Source organism: Prosthecobacter fluviatilis, from assembly GCF_055388355.1.
Genome location: NZ_AP043782.1, coordinates 3,973,526 through 3,993,390 on the forward strand (window position 1 = coordinate 3,973,526; position 19,865 = coordinate 3,993,390).

General features: G+C 59.5%; 19 protein-coding genes. All 19 read left to right on the forward strand.

The features are described from left to right. The first annotated feature begins 56 nt into the window (after positions 1 to 56). The 19 genes from ACZ5WW_RS15505 to ACZ5WW_RS15595 all read left to right on the forward strand — a co-directional run bounded on the left by ACZ5WW_RS15505 (position 57) and on the right by ACZ5WW_RS15595 (position 19,863). Positions 57 to 1,103 carry a retropepsin-like aspartic protease gene (locus tag ACZ5WW_RS15505; RefSeq protein ID WP_377171814.1) on the forward strand — a complete coding sequence of 349 codons (1,047 nt, stop codon included), beginning with the start codon at positions 57 to 59 and terminating at the stop codon, positions 1,101 to 1,103. Between the two features lie 177 nt (positions 1,104 to 1,280). Further along, a complete protein-coding gene (locus tag ACZ5WW_RS15510) occupies positions 1,281 to 2,087 on the forward strand; it encodes a cytochrome c3 family protein (protein WP_377171816.1) in 807 nt (268 codons plus the stop codon). A 24-nt stretch (positions 2,088 to 2,111) separates the two neighbouring features. Continuing rightward, a complete protein-coding gene (locus tag ACZ5WW_RS15515) occupies positions 2,112 to 5,408 on the forward strand; it encodes a TAT-variant-translocated molybdopterin oxidoreductase (protein ID WP_377171818.1) in 3,297 nt (1,098 codons plus the stop codon). A gap of 9 nt (positions 5,409 to 5,417) precedes the next feature. Continuing rightward, positions 5,418 to 6,881, forward strand: a complete 1,464-nt coding sequence (gene nrfD, locus ACZ5WW_RS15520; protein WP_377171820.1) for an NrfD/PsrC family molybdoenzyme membrane anchor subunit — start codon at positions 5,418 to 5,420, stop codon at positions 6,879 to 6,881. Positions 6,882 to 6,902: 21 nt separating this feature from the next. Further along, positions 6,903 to 7,502 carry a DUF3341 domain-containing protein gene (locus tag ACZ5WW_RS15525; protein WP_377171822.1) on the forward strand — a complete coding sequence of 200 codons (600 nt, stop codon included), beginning with the start codon at positions 6,903 to 6,905 and terminating at the stop codon, positions 7,500 to 7,502. Between the two features lie 18 nt (positions 7,503 to 7,520). Continuing rightward, positions 7,521 to 8,204 carry a c-type cytochrome gene (locus ACZ5WW_RS15530; protein ID WP_377171824.1) on the forward strand — a complete coding sequence of 228 codons (684 nt, stop codon included), beginning with the start codon at positions 7,521 to 7,523 and terminating at the stop codon, positions 8,202 to 8,204. A gap of 24 nt (positions 8,205 to 8,228) precedes the next feature. Further along, entirely contained in the window at positions 8,229 to 9,587 is a 1,359-nt protein-coding gene (locus tag ACZ5WW_RS15535) for a hypothetical protein (protein WP_377171826.1), read from the forward strand. A 14-nt stretch (positions 9,588 to 9,601) separates the two neighbouring features. Next, complete coding sequence (locus ACZ5WW_RS15540; RefSeq protein ID WP_377171828.1) at positions 9,602 to 10,000, forward strand: hypothetical protein; 399 nt, start codon at positions 9,602 to 9,604, stop codon at positions 9,998 to 10,000. 3 nt (positions 10,001 to 10,003) lie between these two features. Then, positions 10,004 to 11,491 (forward strand): cbb3-type cytochrome c oxidase subunit I, encoded by a 1,488-nt coding sequence (locus tag ACZ5WW_RS15545; protein WP_377171830.1) that lies wholly within the window; start codon positions 10,004 to 10,006, stop codon positions 11,489 to 11,491. Further along, the gene (locus ACZ5WW_RS15550) at positions 11,488 to 12,168 is read left to right on the forward strand and encodes a cbb3-type cytochrome c oxidase subunit II (RefSeq protein ID WP_377171832.1); all 681 of its coding nucleotides are present in this window, start codon (positions 11,488 to 11,490) and stop codon (positions 12,166 to 12,168) included. Before ACZ5WW_RS15545 ends, ACZ5WW_RS15550 begins: the two co-directional genes overlap by 4 nt. A gap of 26 nt (positions 12,169 to 12,194) precedes the next feature. Beyond that, positions 12,195 to 12,911, forward strand: coding sequence for a c-type cytochrome (locus tag ACZ5WW_RS15555; RefSeq protein WP_377171834.1), 717 nt, complete (start codon positions 12,195 to 12,197; stop codon positions 12,909 to 12,911). 12 nt (positions 12,912 to 12,923) lie between these two features. Further along, positions 12,924 to 13,727, forward strand: coding sequence for a carboxypeptidase regulatory-like domain-containing protein (locus ACZ5WW_RS15560; protein ID WP_377171836.1), 804 nt, complete (start codon positions 12,924 to 12,926; stop codon positions 13,725 to 13,727). 18 nt (positions 13,728 to 13,745) lie between these two features. After that, positions 13,746 to 15,701 (forward strand): cytochrome c oxidase subunit I, encoded by a 1,956-nt coding sequence (locus tag ACZ5WW_RS15565; RefSeq protein WP_377171838.1) that lies wholly within the window; start codon positions 13,746 to 13,748, stop codon positions 15,699 to 15,701. Positions 15,702 to 15,737: 36 nt separating this feature from the next. Continuing rightward, positions 15,738 to 17,087: a cytochrome c oxidase subunit 3 gene (locus ACZ5WW_RS15570; RefSeq protein ID WP_377171840.1), complete on the forward strand. Its 1,350-nt coding sequence runs from the start codon at positions 15,738 to 15,740 to the stop codon at positions 17,085 to 17,087. 20 nt (positions 17,088 to 17,107) lie between these two features. Then, positions 17,108 to 17,440 carry a cytochrome C oxidase subunit IV family protein gene (locus ACZ5WW_RS15575; protein WP_377171842.1) on the forward strand — a complete coding sequence of 111 codons (333 nt, stop codon included), beginning with the start codon at positions 17,108 to 17,110 and terminating at the stop codon, positions 17,438 to 17,440. Positions 17,441 to 17,461: 21 nt separating this feature from the next. Next, the gene (locus ACZ5WW_RS15580; RefSeq protein WP_377171844.1) at positions 17,462 to 17,668 is read left to right on the forward strand and encodes a hypothetical protein; all 207 of its coding nucleotides are present in this window, start codon (positions 17,462 to 17,464) and stop codon (positions 17,666 to 17,668) included. A gap of 3 nt (positions 17,669 to 17,671) precedes the next feature. Then, on the forward strand, positions 17,672 to 17,869 hold the full coding sequence (locus ACZ5WW_RS15585; RefSeq protein WP_377171846.1) for a hypothetical protein: 198 nt from the start codon (positions 17,672 to 17,674) through the stop codon (positions 17,867 to 17,869). Between the two features lie 16 nt (positions 17,870 to 17,885). Continuing rightward, a complete protein-coding gene (locus ACZ5WW_RS15590; protein ID WP_377171848.1) occupies positions 17,886 to 18,698 on the forward strand; it encodes a cytochrome c oxidase subunit II in 813 nt (270 codons plus the stop codon). 94 nt (positions 18,699 to 18,792) lie between these two features. Further along, the gene (locus tag ACZ5WW_RS15595; protein ID WP_377171850.1) at positions 18,793 to 19,863 is read left to right on the forward strand and encodes a COX15/CtaA family protein; all 1,071 of its coding nucleotides are present in this window, start codon (positions 18,793 to 18,795) and stop codon (positions 19,861 to 19,863) included. The last annotated feature ends 2 nt before the right edge of the window (positions 19,864 to 19,865 follow it).

Genomic DNA, 19,865 nt, shown 5'->3' on the forward strand with positions numbered 1-19,865 from the left:
CTCTTGTGAGCGCAGCTGGTTGACACCAGCCATACACGCTGAAAGACTTGCCTAATATGAATTCATTGCTTTTCACCTCCATCCCGAGGATGGCACTGACGGTCGCTGCAATGACAGTTCTCACAGGTTGTGCCGACTCGTTTGCCGTGAAAAATGAGGCCGTGCCGGCGGAGTTGCAAAATCAGCTGCATGCCCAGGCGATTTCAGCCTCCGAGATCAAGATGACTGCAAAGGGTGGCATGAGCATCCGCACCCACAGCGTCCCGCCTCCGGAAGGGGTGCTCAAGGTTCCGATGCATTATGAGCGCGGTGTTCCCTACCTCAAAGTGAGCCTCAATGGCCACAAACCCAAAAAGTTCATGCTCGACACCGGGGCGGCCAACAGCGTTTTCGATGCCGAGCAGGCGGTGGAATACGGTCTGCGCACCGTGCCGCAGGTACGCCCCACCATGTCAGGTGTGCTGGGAAAAGAGCCGGGCATGGCGGCGCTGATCCCGTCATTGCAGATCGGCACATGGCGTCTGGAGAACCTGCCTTGCATCATCCGCATGCAGCGCACCGCCGTGGGCAGCGGCATCTTGAAGGAGCATCTGGGCATTTCCCTGCTCGGCGTGAATCTGGTCTCCAGGCACTGCAAGTACCTCACGCTCGACTTTTTGGAAGATGAGGTGGAGTTCGGGTTCACCCGCAGCTTTCCAGGGCCCGTGCGCAAGCACATGCACAAAGCGGGCCTCAGCATGAAGCACGGCGTGCCCACAACGCTCCTGAAATATGGCAAGCTTTCCTGGGAGGCCGTTGTTGACTCGGGCTCCGTCTTTGGTGTGCAGCTGGACCGCCGCGTCGCTGAAGTGCTCGGCTACCGAAACGGCGGCTGGAATGTGGGTGGAAACTACCTGATCACGGGCGTCGGTGGCGCGCAGACACCTAAGGATGCGAATGTCCGGGTGCTGGAGTTCAATGCGCTCGGTTTGTTTGGCTCCTACTACCCTTTCGCCCAGGTGGATGTCATGCCCGGCCCGTCACGTCTGGGCACCTATCTTTTGGAGGACTATCGCGTCACCCTGGATTTTGAGCACAATTTGCTCTGGGTGGAGTGGGGTTGAGGGCCGGAAAGGAGAAAGCGCGCTCGAAACGGCATTTTTTTGCGACAGAATCGCAATAAACAAGCTTTGCGCATAAAAGTTCAAAAAAAACAAGATGACGGTTGCAAACATGCTCACGTCTCCCTATTCTGAATCTCCTTGTGAAATTTTTCACAAGCTCATCTGCCGACACATTCTATGGGTAACTTTTTTCCGCGTTGGACCAACTGGCTGCCGCTCAAGCTCGCCATTGCCGTCGTGTTCATTGCCTTCGGCGTGAGTGTCGGCGTCGCCTACTACTTCACACCGAAATACACTCGCGTAGGCTATGAACCGACGCAGCCGGTGCCGTTCTCACACAAAATCCATGCTGGACAGCTTGCGCTAGACTGCCGCTACTGCCACAGCTTCGCTGAGACCTCCAGCCACTCGAACGTGCCTACGAATCAGACCTGCTTCAACTGCCATGGTCCGGGCAAAGGCAACATCCGCAGCAGCTCTCCGAAGCTGGAGATGGTCATCAAGGCCAACGAAACCGGCAGCTCCATCCCCTGGGTCAAGGTTCACAAGGCGCCTGACTACGTCTACTTCAACCACAGCGCCCATCTCAACCGCGGTATCTCCTGTGTGTCCTGCCACGGCAAGATCAATGAAATGGAAGTCGTCCGTCATGATCAGCCGCAGTCCATGGGCTGGTGCCTTGACTGCCACCGCAACCCTGAGAAGAACCTCCGTCCGCTGGAGTTCGTCACCAAACTGGACTACCAGGCGAGCGACCTGAAGCGTGGCGAATTCTACCAGACCCTTCTCGACAAGAAGGTTCCGGCTGCCGAAATCGCATCCACCATCGCTGGCGAAGGCGCCAAGGCGGACAGCCTCGAGCAGATCGTCGCTCTCGCGGAAAAAACTTACGGTAAGACTGTGACCCAGACTGAAGTGGGCACCCAGATCAAGAAGCACTGGCAGATTCAGCCGCCGGAATCCTGCACCACCTGCCATCGCTAACCCCCGCGCCCCTTTTTCTGACACATGAAACGCATTTGGAAGCATCCTGAGGAGCCGCAGAACGCCAAGCGCTACTGGCGCAGTGTCGCCGAACTGGATCGTCGCGAAGATTTCTTGAAAAACCTGGGCCGTGAATTCCCCGAGGGGGACACGCTCAATGAAGAAGAGCGCGAGAACAGCCGCCGCGAATTTTTGAAGATCATGGGTGCCAGCGTGGGCATGATGGGTCTGGCCAGCTGCCGCCGTCCCCTCGTCAACATCCTGCCCTACACCCAGCACGTTGAGTGGATGGTGCCGGGCAAGTCGCTGCTTTACGCCACCAGCATGCCGCTGAACGGCGTTGCGGTGCCTCTCGTGGTCACCACGCATGAAGGTCGTCCGACCCATCTCGCTGGCAATCCTTTGCACCCCCTTGGCGGCGGCATCAGCAGCTTTGCTCAGGCTTCCGTGCTGGACCTCTATGATCCGGAGCGCTCCCAGAAGCCCATGGGCTCTGGCAAGGAGCTCCCCTGGGCCAAGGCAAACGAGCTGCTCTCCGCAGCCGTTGCTGAAGCGAAAAAATCCTCAGGTGCCAGCCTTGGCATCGTGGTGGGCTCCTCCTCCTCCCCGACCGACCAGCGTCTGCTGGGCGAAGTGAAGGCCGCCTTCCCTCAGGTCAAACTGTTCCAGTACGAAGCCGTGGGTGGCGAAGGCCAGGCTGCTGCCAGCAAGGAAGTGCTGGGCGCGGGCGTGAAGCCCTTCCTGAAGCTCGGCTCCGCGATGCGCATTCTCTCTTTGGATTGCGACTTCATCGGTGTCGATCCTGTGGCCGGCGAGCCAATCTCTGCCTTCACCAAGAAGCGCGCTACGGACACCAAGACGCCAGAGCGGGACATGAACCGCCTCTACGTTCTGGAAAACCGCTACACCCTGACCGGCGGCATGGCCGACCACCGCAAGGCGCTCCCTGCCAGCCTCATCCCCGTGGCTGCCGCCCTCATCGCTTCCCAGCTCGGAGACACCTCCGCCAAGGCGCTGGCCGATACTGCGCCCGCCAGCCTCAAGGACTGGATCGTCCCTGCGGTGAATGATTTGATCGACAACAAAGGCAAGGCTGTGGTGCTTGCCGGTTCCCGCTACGGCGCTGAAGTGCATGCGCTCGTCGCCTCGATCAACAATGCCCTTGGCGCCTATGGCTCGACCATCGAGCTGCTCCAGGCCCCTGCCTCCCCTGAACTCGGCACCTTCGCCGACCTGCAGGCCGCCATCAGCGGTGGTCAGGTCAAGACGCTCCTTTCCCTCACTCCGTCCAGCCTCTACTACGATGCTCCGGATGCTGCAGCACTGGCCAAGCTGGTTGCAGACAAGGGCGTGAAACTGATCCACGTCGGCACGCAGAAAAATGTCACGGCACGTCAGGCTGCCCTGCACATTCCGGCGGCTCACTACCTCGAAACCTGGGGAGACGTGCGTGCAGCTGATGGCACCTACTCCATCGTCCAGCCAATGATCGCACCGTTGTATGATGGTGCCAGCGGCGTGGAAGTCCTTCTGGCGCTTCTCGGTCGCAAAAAGCTTGGCCCTGCCGAAGCTGCAGCGCCTGCCGCCGCCGGTGCAGCCCCTGCTGCTCCGGCCGAAGACGCCGCCTACACCGCTGTGCGCGACACCTTCGCAAGCGTTGCTGGCAGCCTCGACGAAAAGAAATGGAATTTCACCCTGCGTGACGGTTTCCTCCAAGGATCCGCCTATGCCAAAGCCACTGCGGCTCCGAACGTCGCTGCCGTTGCGGGCATCGTCGCCAAAGCCACGCCTTTGGCAGCTCCCACGGATGATGCGCCTGAAGTGGTGCTCGTGGCAGACTCCAGCGTCTATGACGGCCGGTATGCCAACAACGCCTGGCTTCAGGAAGCGCCTGATCCAGTGACAAAGCTGACCTGGGAAAATGCGGCCTGGATTGGTTCTGTCACCTTCCGCCGCCTGGGCCTCAAGGAGGGCCAGCACGTCAAGATCACCGTCGGCGACACCGCCATTGAGATCCCTGCCATCGAAGCACCGGGACATGTTTCCAACTCCATCACCCTGCCTCTCGGCTACGGACAGACGGGCGTTGGTGTGGTCGGCAGCGGCCGTGGTGCAAATGCCTACGCCCTGCGCAAGCAGCCCGGCACGTTCGTCCTGAGCGGTGCCAAGATCGAAGTCCTCCCCACCATCGCTGAACTGGCCATCACCCAGGAGCACAATACGATGGAAGGACGCGCGCTGTATCGTGAAGGCACGCTCGACACCTTCAACAAGGACACGGCCTTCGCGCAGAAGACCGGCATGGACAGCCACATCCCGGAAAACATTTCCTTCTACAAGGGCCAGGTCGGTGTGAAGTCCGAGAAAAACCCGGACGGCTTCGATTACGAGAAGCAGCACCAGTGGGGCATGACGATCGACCTCAGCAAGTGCATTGGCTGCACGGCTTGCATCGTTGCCTGCCAGAGCGAAAACAACATCCCCGTCGTTGGTAAAGATCAGGTCCGCAAAGGACGTGTGATGCAGTGGATCCGCATGGACCGCTATTTCGCGGTGCCAAAGTGGGGTTCCCGCAAGAACGAAGACGGCAGCGTTGGCGTTGACCAGGAGACTACCTGGGCCGAAGACAATGCCACGCCCGAGCAGCTGGAAAACGCCGAAATGGTGCACCAGCCGCTGGCCTGCCAGCAGTGCGAGTCCGCCCCGTGCGAAACCGTCTGCCCTGTGAACGCCACCGTCCACACGCCAGATGGCCTCAACGCCATGGCCTACAACCGCTGCATCGGCACCCGCTACTGCGCAAACAACTGCCCTTACACCGCCCGCCGCTTCAACTGGTTCGACTACAACAAGCGCAATCCGCTGATCGAAACCTCCGTGCTCGGCCTCAAAGTCGGCAACCTTTATGCCGGTCCGCTGGGTGAGAAGCGCGAGGACGAAAGCATCCGCCTTCAGCGCAATCCGAACGTCACCGTCCGTATGCGCGGTGTCATCGAGAAGTGCACCTACTGTGTGCAGCGCCTCGAATCCGCCAAGATCCTGCAGAAGCAGGAACAGCGCGACTCCAAAAACTTCCGCGTGCCGACCGACACCGTCAAGACCGCCTGCCAGCAGTCCTGCCCTGCAGATGCGATCATCTTCGGCGACCTGGCCGATCCGAAATCCGCCGTCGTCAAGTCGAAGGCGTCGCCACGCGACTACCAGTTGCTCAAGTACATCGGCACCCGCCCGCGCACGAGCTACCTCGCACGTCTGCGTAATCCGAACAAGAACATGCCCGGCGCCGAAAACATCGCCGTGTGGAGCAACAATCAATACTAACCCGGACACATGGACGCCTCCGCTACAGCATCAAACACCCCGCGTATCCTCGACCGCGAGCCGCTGGTGTTGAACAACCGTTCCTATTCTTGGATCACGAACCGCATCTGCGGCATCGTGGAAAACAAGCAGCCCGCCCTCTGGTGGATCCTGTTTGTTCCTTCCGTGTTGCTCACCGGACTGATGGTTTTCTGCTTCACCTACCTCATTTCCACCGGCGTCGGTGTCTGGGGTCAGAAGCAGCCCGTCGCCTGGGCCTGGGACATCACCAACTTCGTGTTCTGGATCGGTATCGGCCACGCCGGCACCCTGATTTCCGCCATCTTGTTCCTCACCCGTCAGAAGTGGCGTACTTCTGTGAACCGCGCTGCGGAAGCCATGACCATCTTCGCCGTGATGTGCGCCGGTCTCTTCCCCGCCTTCCACGTCGGTCGTGTGTGGATGGTGTGGTTCCTCGCTCCCATCCCGAACGCCAACGCCATCTGGCAGAACTTCAAGTCCCCCCTGCTCTGGGACGTGTTCGCGGTGTCCACCTACTTCTCCGTCTCTGCGGTGTTCTGGTTCCTGGGCCTTGTGCCTGACCTTGCCACGCTGCGCGACCGCTGCCGCCCGGGGCTGAAAAAATTCCTCTACGGTCTGTTCGCCCTCGGCTGGCGCGGTGGCAACCGCCATTGGAGCCACTATGAGACGGCCTACATGTTGCTGGCCGCTCTCTCCACACCGCTGGTGCTTTCCGTGCACTCAGTCGTGTCCTTCGACTTCGCCACCTCTGTCGTTCCCGGCTGGCACACCACCATCTTCCCGCCCTACTTCGTGGCAGGTGCTATCTTCGGCGGTTTCGCCATGGTGCTCACCCTCATGCTTCCGGTGCGCCGCATCTACGGCCTGGACGATCTCATCACCCCCAAGCATGTGGACAACATGGCCAAGATCATCCTGCTCACGGGCACGATCGTCGGCTACGCCTACTGCATGGAGCTCTTCGTGGCCTACTACAGTGCCAACCCGTATGAAGCTGATGCCTTCACCCTTCGCGGCCTCACCGGTCCTTCCACTTGGGCCTACTACTGGATGTTTGGCTGCAACGTGTTTGCTCCTCAGCTCTTCTGGAGCCGCTGGTGCCGTCACAATGTGTGGGTGGTCATGATCGTTTGCATGTTCGTGAACGCCGGCATGTGGTTCGAGCGCTACGTCATCATCGCCACCACGCTTGAGCGTCACATGACTCCGGGCTCCTGGCGCGTCTATGAGGCCACCTGGGTCGATAAGTACACCTTCCTCGGCACCTTCGGCTTCTTCATGATGCTGTTCCTGCTGTTCCTGCGTTTCCTGCCGGTCATCGCCATCGGTGAAGTCAAAGGCGTCCTTCCGCAGTCTGACCCGCACAAGGACGACCATGCTGAGAAAGGCATCCAGGAGGAGGACCTCATGGACTATCCTGACCGTCACGTCGCCAAACCCGCTGCTGCCTAACCTTTCAACCGCACCCCGACTGTGAGCACCACCCTCAAACGAGTCCACGGCTACCTCGCTGAATTCGACAGCGTGAAGGACCTCTACCATGCTGCCGAGCATGTGCGCGATGCAGGTTACCAGCGCTGGGACGTACACTCCCCCTTCCCGATCCACGGGATGGATGACGCGATGGGCAACCCGCGCTCCAAGCTGCCTGTTTTCGTCTTCTGCGGTGGCATCACCGGCACCACGATTGCTTTCACGCTGGAAACCATCACCCAGACCAATTTCTGGAGCCACATCGGCCTCGGCTTTCTCCAGAAGATCGTCGAAACCTACCCAACTGTGGTTCAGGGCAAGCCCACGGACATCTGGACGCTGCCGGCCTTCTTCCCCGTGATGTTTGAGCTGACGATCCTTTTCAGCGCCTTCACCACCCTGTTTGGCCTGCTGGCTCTCATTGGTCTCCCCCGCTGGAACCATCCGCTGTTTGTGTCGAAGAACTTCAGCAAGTTCTCGGACGACGGCTTCTTCGTCTGCATCGAAGCCCGCGACCCCAAATTCTCCCAGGAAGGCACCAAAAGCCTTCTCGAAAAAGCCGGCGGCAAGAACATCGAACTCGTGGAGGACGAAATCTAAGCCTCGCTTACCCGCACCATGAAGTACTTCTTTCTCAGCTATCTGTTTGTCGGCGCGATCATTGTGAGCGCGTTTGGCTTCCGTGGTTCCAAGTCGGAGCTGCCTCCCATTGAAATCCTTCCTGACATGGACCACCAGGCCAAGGTCAAGTATCAGGCCGCCAGCGAGTTCTTCGCCGATGGCCGTGGTGCACGCCTGCCAGTCAAAGGCACGCTGCCCATGGGCTTTGAGATTCCCGCCAAACCGGCGGCGAAAGGTGTCAAGCCTGCCCGTGTCGCCTTCACCAGCGGCCTGGGATATTACGACACTGGCAAGGTCGGTGATTTCTACGGCGACGGACTGCCAGCCGAGATCACAGGCGACAAAAGCGTTTTCAATGCTGAGTTCATCAAGCGTGGTGAGCAGCGCTACAACATCAACTGCGCCATCTGCCACGGCACCTCCGGCAATGGCAAAGGCGTGACCTCCAAATACGGCATCCTCACCGCCTTCAACTTCCAGCAGCCTGGCAATCTGGACCCCGCCAACGCAGCAGCCTATCGTGCGGATGGCGCCATCTTCGACGTCATCACCAACGGCAAAGGCCTCATGGGCGGCTATGGCGGCAACATCACCCTGCGCGACCGCTGGGCCATTGTGGCCTACATCCGCTCTCTGCAACTCGCCGCTAAAGAGTCTGGCGTCACCCTTCCCCTCCAGTAACGGCACGATCACGCGAATCCCGGCATGAGTCACCACGTCAACTTCAACGATCTGCCCCAGGGCGGAGAAAAATTCGAACCAGCCAAGGGCGGCAAGCTCATCGGCACGCTCGGCCTGTTCGGCGGGCTCGGTTTCCTTGCGTCCCTCTGGTTCTTCTTCAAGAACACAGACACCTTTGCCTACTCCTGGCTGTTTGCGGTCTTCTTCTGCTTCACCTTCGTGGTTGGCGGCTGCTTCTGGATCCTGCTCCACAGCGCTTCGAACTCCAGCTGGGGTGTGGCAGTGCGCCGCCTCTGGGAAAATCTGGCAAACATGGTCATCCCGCTGGCCATTCTTTCCTCTCCGCTGCTCCTCCCGGCTGTGCAGACTCCGCTCTATGAGTGGATGAACCATCATCGTGACGCTGCACAGATCGCCAAAGCGGAAAACATTTCCGTCAAGAAGGCGCTGCATCACATGGTGGAGCATGGCGGCGAAGTGGAGCGTGATGGCAAGAAGGTTCACCTTGAGCCCAATCCCCACCTGCACGTGCTGGTCACAAAGTTTGGTTACATGAACCTGAATCCCACCGGATTCTCCTGGTACACCCGCTTCTTCGCCTATTTCCTCGTGCTCTGGTTCATCGCCAGCACCCTTCGTGGCAAGTCCCTCAAACAGGAGCAGGATGGAGACATCAAGCACACGATCTGGTCCCGCCAGTTCTCCTGCATTGTGCTGCTGCCCTTCGCGCTGACCGTCACCTTTGCCGCCTATGACTGGCTCGTGGGCCTGGACTACAGCTGGTTCTCCACCATGTGGGGTGTTTACATCTTCGCGGGCTGCGCCTGGGCCTCCATGGCGGTCTCGATCTTGGTCGTCACCTGGCTGCGCGGTCTGGGCTACCTGCAGAAGGTGGTCACAGATGAGCACTACCATCTCATGGGCAAGCTGCTCTTCGCCTTCACGGTGTTCTGGGCCTACATCGCCTTCAGCCAGTATTTCCTGATCTGGTACGCCAACATCACGGAAGAAACCCGCTTCTACCTCATCCGTAACACGGAAGGATGGCAGGCTGTCTCCATCTTCATCCTCCTGGGTCATTTCATCGTTCCCTTCCTTTTCCTGCTCTCGCAGAAGCGCAAAAAGAACCCGGTGGTCATCAGCCTCGGCTGTCTCTGGATCCTCTTCATGCACCTCGTGGACATCTACTGGAATGTCATCCCTGAGCGTGGTCCTTCCCTTGGAGTCGGTGTCGTGGTTCCTTATGCCTGGATTCAGGATATCGCCGCCTTCTGCGCCGTCTTTGGCATCATGGGCTTCCTTTACCTCCGTGGCCTGGCCAAATACAGCCTGTATCCATGGCGTGACCCGCGCCTCATTGAGTCCGTGAACGTCATCAACTGATCCCCCGTTTTTCCATGTCGCAGCCAGATCAACCCAAAAAAGCCGGCGCCACCTTTGTGTGGGTGCTCGGGGCCTTTGCAGGCTTCGCCGTGCTCTTCATCCTCATCCAGGCCCTCACTGACTCGAAGCAGGGCTTCGATCCGCGTGAGCAGGAACGCCGCAACAACACTGCTGAGATTCTCGCCGCGCAGGCCAAGAATATGACAAGTCTCGGCTTGGATGACGCCGCCAAAAAGAAGGTGGTTTTTGAGAAAACCCTCGCTGCGCTCGGCGCTAAGAAACCCGGAGTGAGCACCCAGGTTGTCCCAGGATCCCCCACCCAGCTCAAACAGGCCGCTGCGGCTTCCGCCCCGGCTCCTGCCGCTCCGGCAGCGCCTGCTTCCGCCCCTGCCGCACCCGCTTCGCCCAAGTAAGTCATGCAGACCACTCCCGCCACTCCTGACACAGACCTTCAGGCCGACAACCTTCGCCGCGCGGCGATCGACAAGTCGGTGAAAGGCCCTGTGCTCTTCCTCTTCACCAACGGAGCCTTCTGGCTCATGCTCTCCACCGTTCTCGGCGTTCTGGCCGCGATCAAGCTGGTGGAGCCTGAGTTCCTCGGAAACTGCCCCTACATCACCTACGGCCGTCTGCAGCCTGCGCACATCAATGCGCTCGTCTATGGCTGGGGCGTTCAGGCAGCCCTTGGCGTGATGCTCTGGGTCATGGCCCGCCGTTCCGGTCAGGAACTCAAAGGCGGCAAAAGCCTCCTCATCACCGCTGGCGTCTTCTGGAACATCACCATCACTTTCGGCATTGTGGCCGTGCTGATGGGAAAGAGCACATCCATCGAGTGGCTCGAAATGCCCAAGTTTGTCTGGCCTGTGCTGCTGGCATGCTTCCTCTGCTATGCCTGGCCCATCGCCCGCATGTTTGGCCGCGCCTTCCGTCCTGAAGGCTTCATGGTCAGCACGTGGTACATCCTTGGCGCCTGCTTCTGGTTCCCATGGATCTTCATCACCGCCAACGTCGCCCTTCATTGCCTGCCTGGCCTGGGTGCCATCGGTGCTGGCATTGATGCCTGGTACATCCACGCAGTGATCCTGCTGTTCTTCGTCCCCGTCGGTGTCGGCGCAGCCTATTATTTCATTCCCAAGATCACCGGACAGCCGATTGCTTCGGCTCAGCTGGCATCCGCCGGTTTCTGGAGCCTCGCAGTTCTGGGCGGCTGGACGGGCATGCAGAAATACATGGGCGGCCCGCTGCCTGCCTGGATGTCTTCCGTCGGTGCCTGCGCCGGGGTCCTTCTCCTCATTCCTGTGGGCCTTGTCGGTCTCAACCACCACCTCACCACCATCGGCAAGCACAGTGCCGTGGCCACCAGCCCCACGCTTCGCTTCATCTTCTTCGGAGCTCTCTTCTATCCTGTCTCAGGCCTCGTTCTTGCCCTGAATTCCGCCTTCTGGACCGGAGCGAATCTGCAGTTCACGCAGTCCTGGTACGCATTCCAGACCGTCAGCGTCTACGGCTTCTTCAGCATGTGCGTCTTTGGTGCCATCTACTACATCGTGCCGCGTCTTTCCGGCTGTGAGTGGCTTAGCGTCCGTCTCATCCGCAACCACTTCTGGTTCTCGGTCTATGGCATCGGCACCATCGTCATCATGAGCCTCGTGGCCGGCTGGCAGCAGGGTGCGGATCTGAACAATCCTGAGCACTGGGACCAGACCTTCATGAATCATGTGATCAATTCCCGCCCCTATGTTGTTTCCCGCGCAGTGGCCTGGGCGCTCATCAGTTTCTCAAACTGCATGTTCCTTCTTCACCTTCTGCTCATGGTTGCAGGTCTTGGCCGCCGCAGTTCGGCACCGACCCTGCTTGAACACGACCACGACGATCACGCCCTTCCTAACGAAGCCCACGCATGACCAACTTCCGCACATTCATTCTCGGTCTCGCCGCCTCTTTTGGCCTGCCTTGGCTGTGTCTCATCGTCCTTCCGGCGATGCAGTATGAGCAGCTCACCCCCGTCGCTTATGACAAGGACAAGGACGGCGTCGAAGGCTATTTCCCTCCCGCACCCGTCAATGGCCAGGGCCAGCTCGTTTACATCCGTGAAGGCTGCAATCAGTGCCACACCCAGATGATTCGTCCGGTTCAGCTCGGCCTCGATGGCTGGTACAAAGGCTGGGGACAGGATCAGGAAGCACGCCCTGCAGCACCCGCACGCCCTAGCGTTCTGCGTGACTACCTCGGTGAGAAATACGCCCTGCTCGGTATCCAGCGTGTCGGTCCGGACCTCGCCAATTTCGGCTGGCGCGCCAAGGACAAGGCCGCCATCTATCAGCATCTCTACTCCCCGCGTTCCGTGCATGACTGGAGCACGATGCCTGCCTACACCGGCCTCTTCAAATTGCAGAAAATCCAGGGCCCTGTTTCAGAGCATGCTGTGAAACTGCCGAAGAAGTTCGCGCCGCCTGCCGGTTATGAAATCGTTCCGACTCCTGAGGCCGAACGCCTTGCCGAATACCTTCTCTCCCTGAAAAAGGATTACCCCGTCCCCGGACAGTCTGCAGCCGTCGCTGCCGCTCCCGCCAAAAAGTAGCCCCTCTTGCGACCCCGCACGCCCCCATGAGCGCACCCGCCCATCCTGACAGCACCGATCTCGACCGCCTTCACAGTGCTGTGAAGCGCGAGAAGGAAGATCTCGCTCCCCAAAGCCAGCCCGCACCCCTGTGGGCCATGTTCCTTCTCATGATCGTCGCCATCATCGCTGGCGGTCAGCTCGGTCCGATGACTGGCGGTTGGAGCTTCAACGTCAGCAATCCCTTCGCTGCTGCCAATGGCGGAGATCCCCGTCCAGGCGGAGCCGGAGCTGGCGATGCGCTGGACCCCTTCGCACTGGCCATGAAAAAAGGCGCCAGCGGCTATTCCGTCTGCGGTGGTTGCCATCAGGGCAACGGCGGCGGCCTTCCCGGCCAGTTCCCTCCCTTGGCCGGATCTGAATACGTCCTGGGCGGCACCGAGCGCCTTGTCCGCATCGTGCAGCATGGCCTTACGGGTCCTGTGACGGTCAAAGGCCAGGGCTTCAACACCCCCGGCGGCATGCAGGCCTTTGGTGCCGCCATGTCCTCCCAAGACCTCGCCAACGTGCTGACCTACATCCGTAATTCCTGGGGCAACGAAGCCACCATGATCACCAAGGAAATGGTGCAAAAGGTGCGTGACGAAGAAAAGCGTGCCTCGCAGTGGACTGCAGCCGAGCTGGAGCCCTTTGCTGAGAAGAACATCCCTGGTGAGATCCCAGCCGGCCCTGGCGCTACTGCTGCCGCACCTGCCGCCAAGTAATTTCAAACTGCAATGACCCGTGTGAAGCAAACCGTCTCCCGCAAGGCACCTTGGGCTGCCTTCGGAGCCGTCATGCTGATCGCGAACGTAAGCTGCGGCAAGGCGCCTGAAGCCGCTGCTGAAGTGAAGCTGGCTCCTGCGGTGGAGATCGCCGAAGTCCCGAGCATCACTGGCAAAGTGATTCTGAAGGGCGCTGATGCCGCGAAACTTCGCAAGGTCATCGACGTCGGTGGCAATCCCTTCTGCACCGGCCATGGAGACATCGTTGATTCCACCTGGAAAGTGGCCGCTGACGGTTCTCTGGCAGATGCGGTGATCACCGTCCGTGGCAGCCAGCGCGCCAGCAACCTGCCTGCCGCGCCTCTGATCGACCAGACAAAGTGCGAGTTCGTGCCACACACGGTATCGATCCAGGCCGGTCAGGAAGTCCGCTTTCACAACAGCGACCTGACTTTTCACAACATCCGCATCGCGCGATACGAAGGGCTTGGCAAAGGCTCCAACATCGACAACTTTGGCCAGCCTTCCCGTGGGGACGAAAACGTGAAGACCTTCAGTTCTCCCGGCATCTACCGCCTCGAGTGTGACGTACATCGCTGGATGAACGCCTGGATCTTTGTGCATGAAGGTGCCCACAGTGCTGTCTCAGGCACCGACGGACGCTTTTCCATCCCGCGCAAGCTCGCTGATGGTGACTATGTCATTGAAGCCTGGCATCCGCAATTTTCGCAAAGCATCACCCACACCGTCACCGTCCGTGACGGCAAGGCCACCGCCGATTTCGAGTTCGACTTCGCGAACGCCCACCCCCTCTGACCCTTTGACACCCAGCCTATGAGCGCCGCCGCCACCACTCACGCCCACGATCACTCGCATGACGATCATGCCCACGGGCATCATGAACAAAGCTTCATCTGGAAGTACATCTTCTCCACCGATCACAAGACCATTGGTCTGCAGTACGGCCTCACCGGCCTGATGTTCCTGCTCTTTGGCTTCTTCCTCATGTTGCTCATGCGCTGGAGCATCGCCTATCCCGGCCTTCCCGTGCCAGCGGTGGATGTCATCCGCCATCTGCCTGTCATCGGTGGCGTCTTTGAGGAAATGTTTGGCCGCTGGCTGAATGCAGACGGTTCGTTGAACGGCGAATTGTACAACATGCTCGGCGCCATGCACGGCACGGTCATGGTGTTCTTCGGCATTGTGCCTCTTGGCTTTGCCGCCTTCGGCAATTTCGTCATGCCTCTCCAGATCGGCACCATCGACATGGCGTTCCCGAAGCTGAACATGATGAGCTACTGGTTCTTCTTCATCAGCGGCGTGCTGATGATGTACAGCTTCTTCGTCGGCACCGGCCCCGTGCAGACCGGCTGGACGATGTATTCGCCTCTGGCCTCCACAGCCAACATCGGCGTCACAAGCATCTGGAGCCACGGTCACACCTGGTGGCTCACCGCGATGGTTTTCAACATCTCCGCCTCCCTTCTGGGTTCCGTCAATTTCATCGCCACCATCATCAACCTGCGCACCAAGGGCCTTTCCTGGATGAAGATGCCCTTCTTCTGCTGGGCCATGTTTGTAACCGCCTTCCTCCTCCTGCTCGCCTTCCCTCCTCTTGAAGTGGCGGCCATCCTGCAGCTTTCCGACCGCGTGTTTGGTTCTTCCTTCTACCTGCCTACCGGCCTGATGGAAGGTGGCAAGCATCTGGACATCTCCGGTGGTGGCAGCCCGCTGCTCTACCAGCATCTGTTCTGGTTCCTGGCGCACCCTGAGGTGTATGTTCTCATCCTTCCGGCCTTCGCCATCCTGACAGACGTCATTCCCTGCAACGCCCGCCGTCCGCTTTGGGGATACAAGTCCATGGTTTACTCCGTGCTCACCCTGGGCTTCCTCAGCTTCCTCGTCTGGGCGCATCACATGTACCTCACCGGCATGGGCACCATGATGTCCACCTACTTCCAGATCACCACGGTGCTCATCTCCGTGCCGTCTGTGGTGCTGCTGACTTGCATGATGGTTTCCCTCTGGGGCGGCTCCATTCGCTTCAACACGCAGATGCTCTTTGCCTCCGCGTTCCTGCCCATGTTCGGCATCGGCGGTCTGACGGGTCTGCCTCTGGCTTTCTCGTTCATCGACCTCGCCATGCACGACACCTACTACGTGATCGGCCACTTCCACTACGTTGTCGCCCCCGGCACCATCTTCGCCCTCTTCGCTGGCGTCTATCATTGGTTCCCGAAATTCACCGGCCGCTTCATGAACGACAAGCTGGGCAAGCTCCACTTCTGGCCTTCGCTCCTCGGCATGAACCTGGTCTTCGCCCCGATGTTTGTGCAGGGCATGGCCGGCTTCCACCGTCGCTGGTATGACGGCGGCAAGTACTTTGAAAACACCAGCGGGATGTCCCACTGGACGACGTCTCTGACCCACAAAGTCGGCGCCTTCTTCGGCCTCGACATCCCGGACAACATGCTGTCCCTCAACATCGTCATGTCCGTCGGGGCTTTCATCCTCGCCCTCGGTCAGGTGCCCTTCATCATCAACTTCTGGTTCAGCCTGAAGGGCGGCAAAAAGTCCAACAGCGACAACCCATGGAACGCCACCACGATGGAGTGGGCCACGCCGACACCGCCTCCGCATGGCAACTTCCTGTTCGACCCAGTCGCCCATCGCGGCCCCTACGAGTACAGCGTTCCTGGCCACTCTTCCGATTTCTACCCGCAGTGGGAGTCCGAGCCCGGCAAACCTGACCCCAAGGCCATCGCTGAAAAAGCACAGGCTCATCACTAAACCGCGAACTTCCAACCGCGCACCGCGACTACTTCAATGGACATCCCCTACACCGTTCACGCCCGTCCAGACACCGGTCTTTACAACGCCAAGATCGGCATCTGGCTCTTCCTTGCCTCGGAAGTCATGCTCTTCGGCGGCCTGTTCTCCGCGTACATCTTCCTCCGCGTCGGTGCCGACTATCCATGGCCGGTGCATGATCTGGACGTGACCCTCGGCTTCATCAACACCGTGGTTCTCATCGCCTCCTCCGTCACGGTGGTCATGGCCTGGGCCATGCTCAAGCTGCGCAAGTTCGGCTGGTACCGCATCAACATGGCCATCACCGTGATTTGTGCAGGTGTCTTCATGTTCAACAAGTCCCTTGAGTACAAGGCCAAGTTTGCCCACTACGCGGTCAAGCTGACCGACGGCACGCTTCTTACTGGGCACCTTCCCCATGGCTACCAGGTGAAGTTTGACGGCGTGAGCGAGTTCAACCTCACCATTCCGCTCAAGACGAGCGCTGTGAACGCCGACCCTGTCTCCCATGTTCTTCCCTTGATTGAAGGCACGGCACCCAAGTTCAAGACTGAAGGCGGTCAGGAAATCAGCCTGGACGAAGCTTCTTTCGAGGCTCTCCGCGCTGAAGCAGTCAAGAAAGCCGCCGCCGCGAACAAGGGCAGCGCATCCATCAAGCTCGTTGCCACCGCTCCGGTCAAAATCACTGCCAAGCCCTCTGAAATCTTTGGCTACACCGACACCACCATCACCTTCCGCGACGGCACCACCGCCACCGGCAAGCTGGCCGATGACAAGATGACCCTCGAAGTCGATGGCGTGGACGCCCGCGGCGTCGCACAGTCGGAAAAGTCCCTCGCCTTTGATCACCGCTATCTGGGTGAAGCCTGGCAGAAAGCCTTCGTGGAGAACCGCGACCACCACATCTCCAAGTTCGAGAAGGACTACCCGACTCGTGACAAGAGCCGCTCCGCCACACTTCAGAAAGATGCGCTTTTCTTCAAGCTGCATTCCGCCACTCCGCCCGCCGCTGGCGAGGCTCACGGTGACAAGCACGGAGCTGAAGCCCACGCTCCTGCCGAAGGTCATGGTGACGCTCATGCGCACCACCCCACCGTGGTTCTGGAAAAAAAAGACATCACTTTCTTCTCCAACTTCACGCCCAAGCTGAACACCTACTACGCCATCTACTTCACGCTCACTGGCCTCCACGGCCTGCACGTCATCGCAGGTGCCCTGGTGCTGCTCTACTTCCTGGCCTTTGACGGCAAGCGCCTCCGCCAGGATCCCGAGCATCTCGCCAACCGCGTCGAAGTCGGCGGCCTCTTCTGGCACTTCGTTGACCTCGTCTGGATCTTCCTCTTCCCGCTGCTTTACCTCCTGTAATCCCCCACCTTTTCACTGCCATGGCCGACAACGTCGAAGCAATTCAGAAATCGATCAAATGGTACCTCATCATCGGGGGCATCCTGATCCTCGCCAGCGGAGCCACCGTGTGGCTCTCCTATGTTGAGCTGCCCACGCACAGCCTGAACATCCTCGTCGGCATGATCTTGGCGACGATCAAGGCCACCCTCGTTGCGCTGATCTTCATGCACCTCAATCACGAGCGCAGCATGATCTACAAGATCCTCGTTTTCACCGTCGTCCTCGCTGTGGTGCTCTTCGCGCTCTTCATCTTCTCCCACGACGACCCGCTTCAGTTCAAGGGCTTCTACGCCCCTGTTGAGCAGCAGTAAAATCCTTCTCTCACACCGGTCATGTCGCTCAAGCACTTCCACATCGTCTTTCTCGTCTTCGCCATCTTGTGCGACGCCGCGTTCTGGCTGTGGATGCATTTCATGCCTGAGGAAGCCGCCGCCGCCGGTGCTGCGCCCCTGAAAAACTATGCGGGCCTGCTCTGCCTGGCCCTCCTGGCCTATGGGGTGTGGTATCTCGTCAGGAAAATGCGCACCATCATCGTCTGAGCCATGATTTTCGCATCACCATCCTCCATCCTCGCCTGCGCCACCTGCATGGCAGACAAGGGCAGCCTCGTTGGCCAGGCCCAGGGCTTCGCCATTCTTTTCATGCTTGGCGTGCTGGCCTTCATGTTCCTCTGCGCGGCCTCCTTTGTTTATTTCTTTGTGCGCCGCCAGCGCTCCCACCCTTCCCTTACCGCCGTCTGATTCTCTTCTCTCGCTTATGTCACTGAAAATCGATTCCATCAACGTCTGGCTGGGCCAGACCGCAAACGCCTCGGAACACGGGGGGTTGGTTGACCACATGCTGGGTTTTGTCCATTGGTTCATGGTCGTGCTCGGCGTGGGCTGGTCCATCTACCTTGCCATCGCTTTCTACCGCTTCCGCCAGAAGAAAACAGCAAAGGCCGACTACCATGGTTTCCGCGGCCACGCGACGACCCACATCGAAATCGGCGTCGTCATCGTTGAAGCCATTCTGCTGCTCGGCTTCGCCTTCCCGCTCTGGTCCCGCCAGGCTGACGAGTACCCCACCTCCCCCGACACCATCCGTATGCGCGCCTTGGGCGAGAAGTTCCTCTGGAATTTTCAATACCCCGGCACCGACATGATGCTCAGCACTTGGGATCTGCGCAACGTGGATGGAGCCACCAATACCATGGGCAAGGACCTGCATGACCCCAATGGCAAGGACGACTTCGTCAACCCCGGCACCATGAAGCTCCCCGTCGGCCGTCCGGTCATCGTGGACGTGGCCAGCAAGGATGTGATTCACAACCTCGCGCTCGTGCCGATGCGTGCCGCTCAGGACGCCACTCCAGGCGTGAAATCCCACATGTGGTTCAAGCCGACCAAGGAAGGCTCATGGGACATCATCTGCGGTCAGCTTTGCGGACCCGGCCATGCCCAGATGAAGGCCATTCTTGAAGTAGTCCCCGCCGCCGAATACGACGCCTGGGCCAAGGAGCAGTCTGAATCCGCCAAAAAGAAGGCCGACGCTGCTGATGCCGCCGCTGCCAAGCCTGCTGCTCATTAATTTCCATCCCTCCGGATGGCAGAACCCAAGGGCAAAATAATGACCTCATTATTTTGCCCTTTTGCTTTCGCCGCGCGTTCCTGATCTGACTGTCATGCCCTCCCGCGCCTTTCATCGTTATGCCCTGTTCACACTCGCCGTCGGCATCGTTCTGATATGGTGGGGGGCTGCGGTGACCACGGAAGACGTCGGCCTTGCGGTGCCTGACTGGCCGTTGTGCTACGGCAAGATCAACCCTGAAGGCTGGTACAAGGTACCCGCATTGCTGCTGGAGCATGGGCACCGCTGGATCGGGATGACGATTGGCTGGCTCGCTCTGGGCATGTACTTCTGGCAGTTCTTCAAAAACAAACCGGCATTGGTCGAGGCTGTGAGCATCATCCTCTGCGGCATCGGCTTTTTCATCCTGATCAAATTGCGGGTCTATTCGGTCGCCGTCCTGATCGCTTTTCTGGGATTCACCTGGCTGACGATGACATGGATCGGGAGAAAATGGGTGCTGCTCCGCGGACTCGCCACTCTGAGCCTCATGCTCGTGATGATTCAGGCCGCTCTCGGGGGGGCTCGCGTCCAGGAAATGTCGGACAAATTCGGCATTGTCCATGGGATGCTGGGGCAGATCTTTTACTGTGTCCTCGTGTTCATTGCTTTTGCCTCGTCGCGCACTTGGACTGAGGGCCGGCTGTTGCTCAGCCTCACAGAAGCCGCACGCGCGCGCTTCTGGTCGCTGGCCTTGTTCCTCTGCGTCTTCGCGCAGCTGGTCCTGGGGGCCAGTCTGCGCCACACGCAGCGCACACATCTGGCTGCGAGCGATATTCTCACCACCAAGGGCCAGTGGCTGCCGTCGTTCCAGCCGCAGGATGTGTTTCTGCTGTTTGCCCACAAGTACTGGGGCTTCACCGTTGCGGTGCTGATCATCTTCGTCGCTGCGCGTGCGCGGCGCTGGCTCGTCACCCTGCCGCAGATGCGCCCCGTCGCCACCCTGCTGCTCTTCATGCCCACGGTGCAGGTGGCGCTGGGCATTTTTGTGATCCTCACCGGCAAAAGCTTCTGGGTCACCAACTTCCATGTGCTCAATGGTCTGGCGCTCCTCGCGCTCAGCAGCCTGCTCGTCGCCACCTTCTGGGGCGACCGGCTGTGTCGTCGTGATGAGGCAGAGGCGTAAAC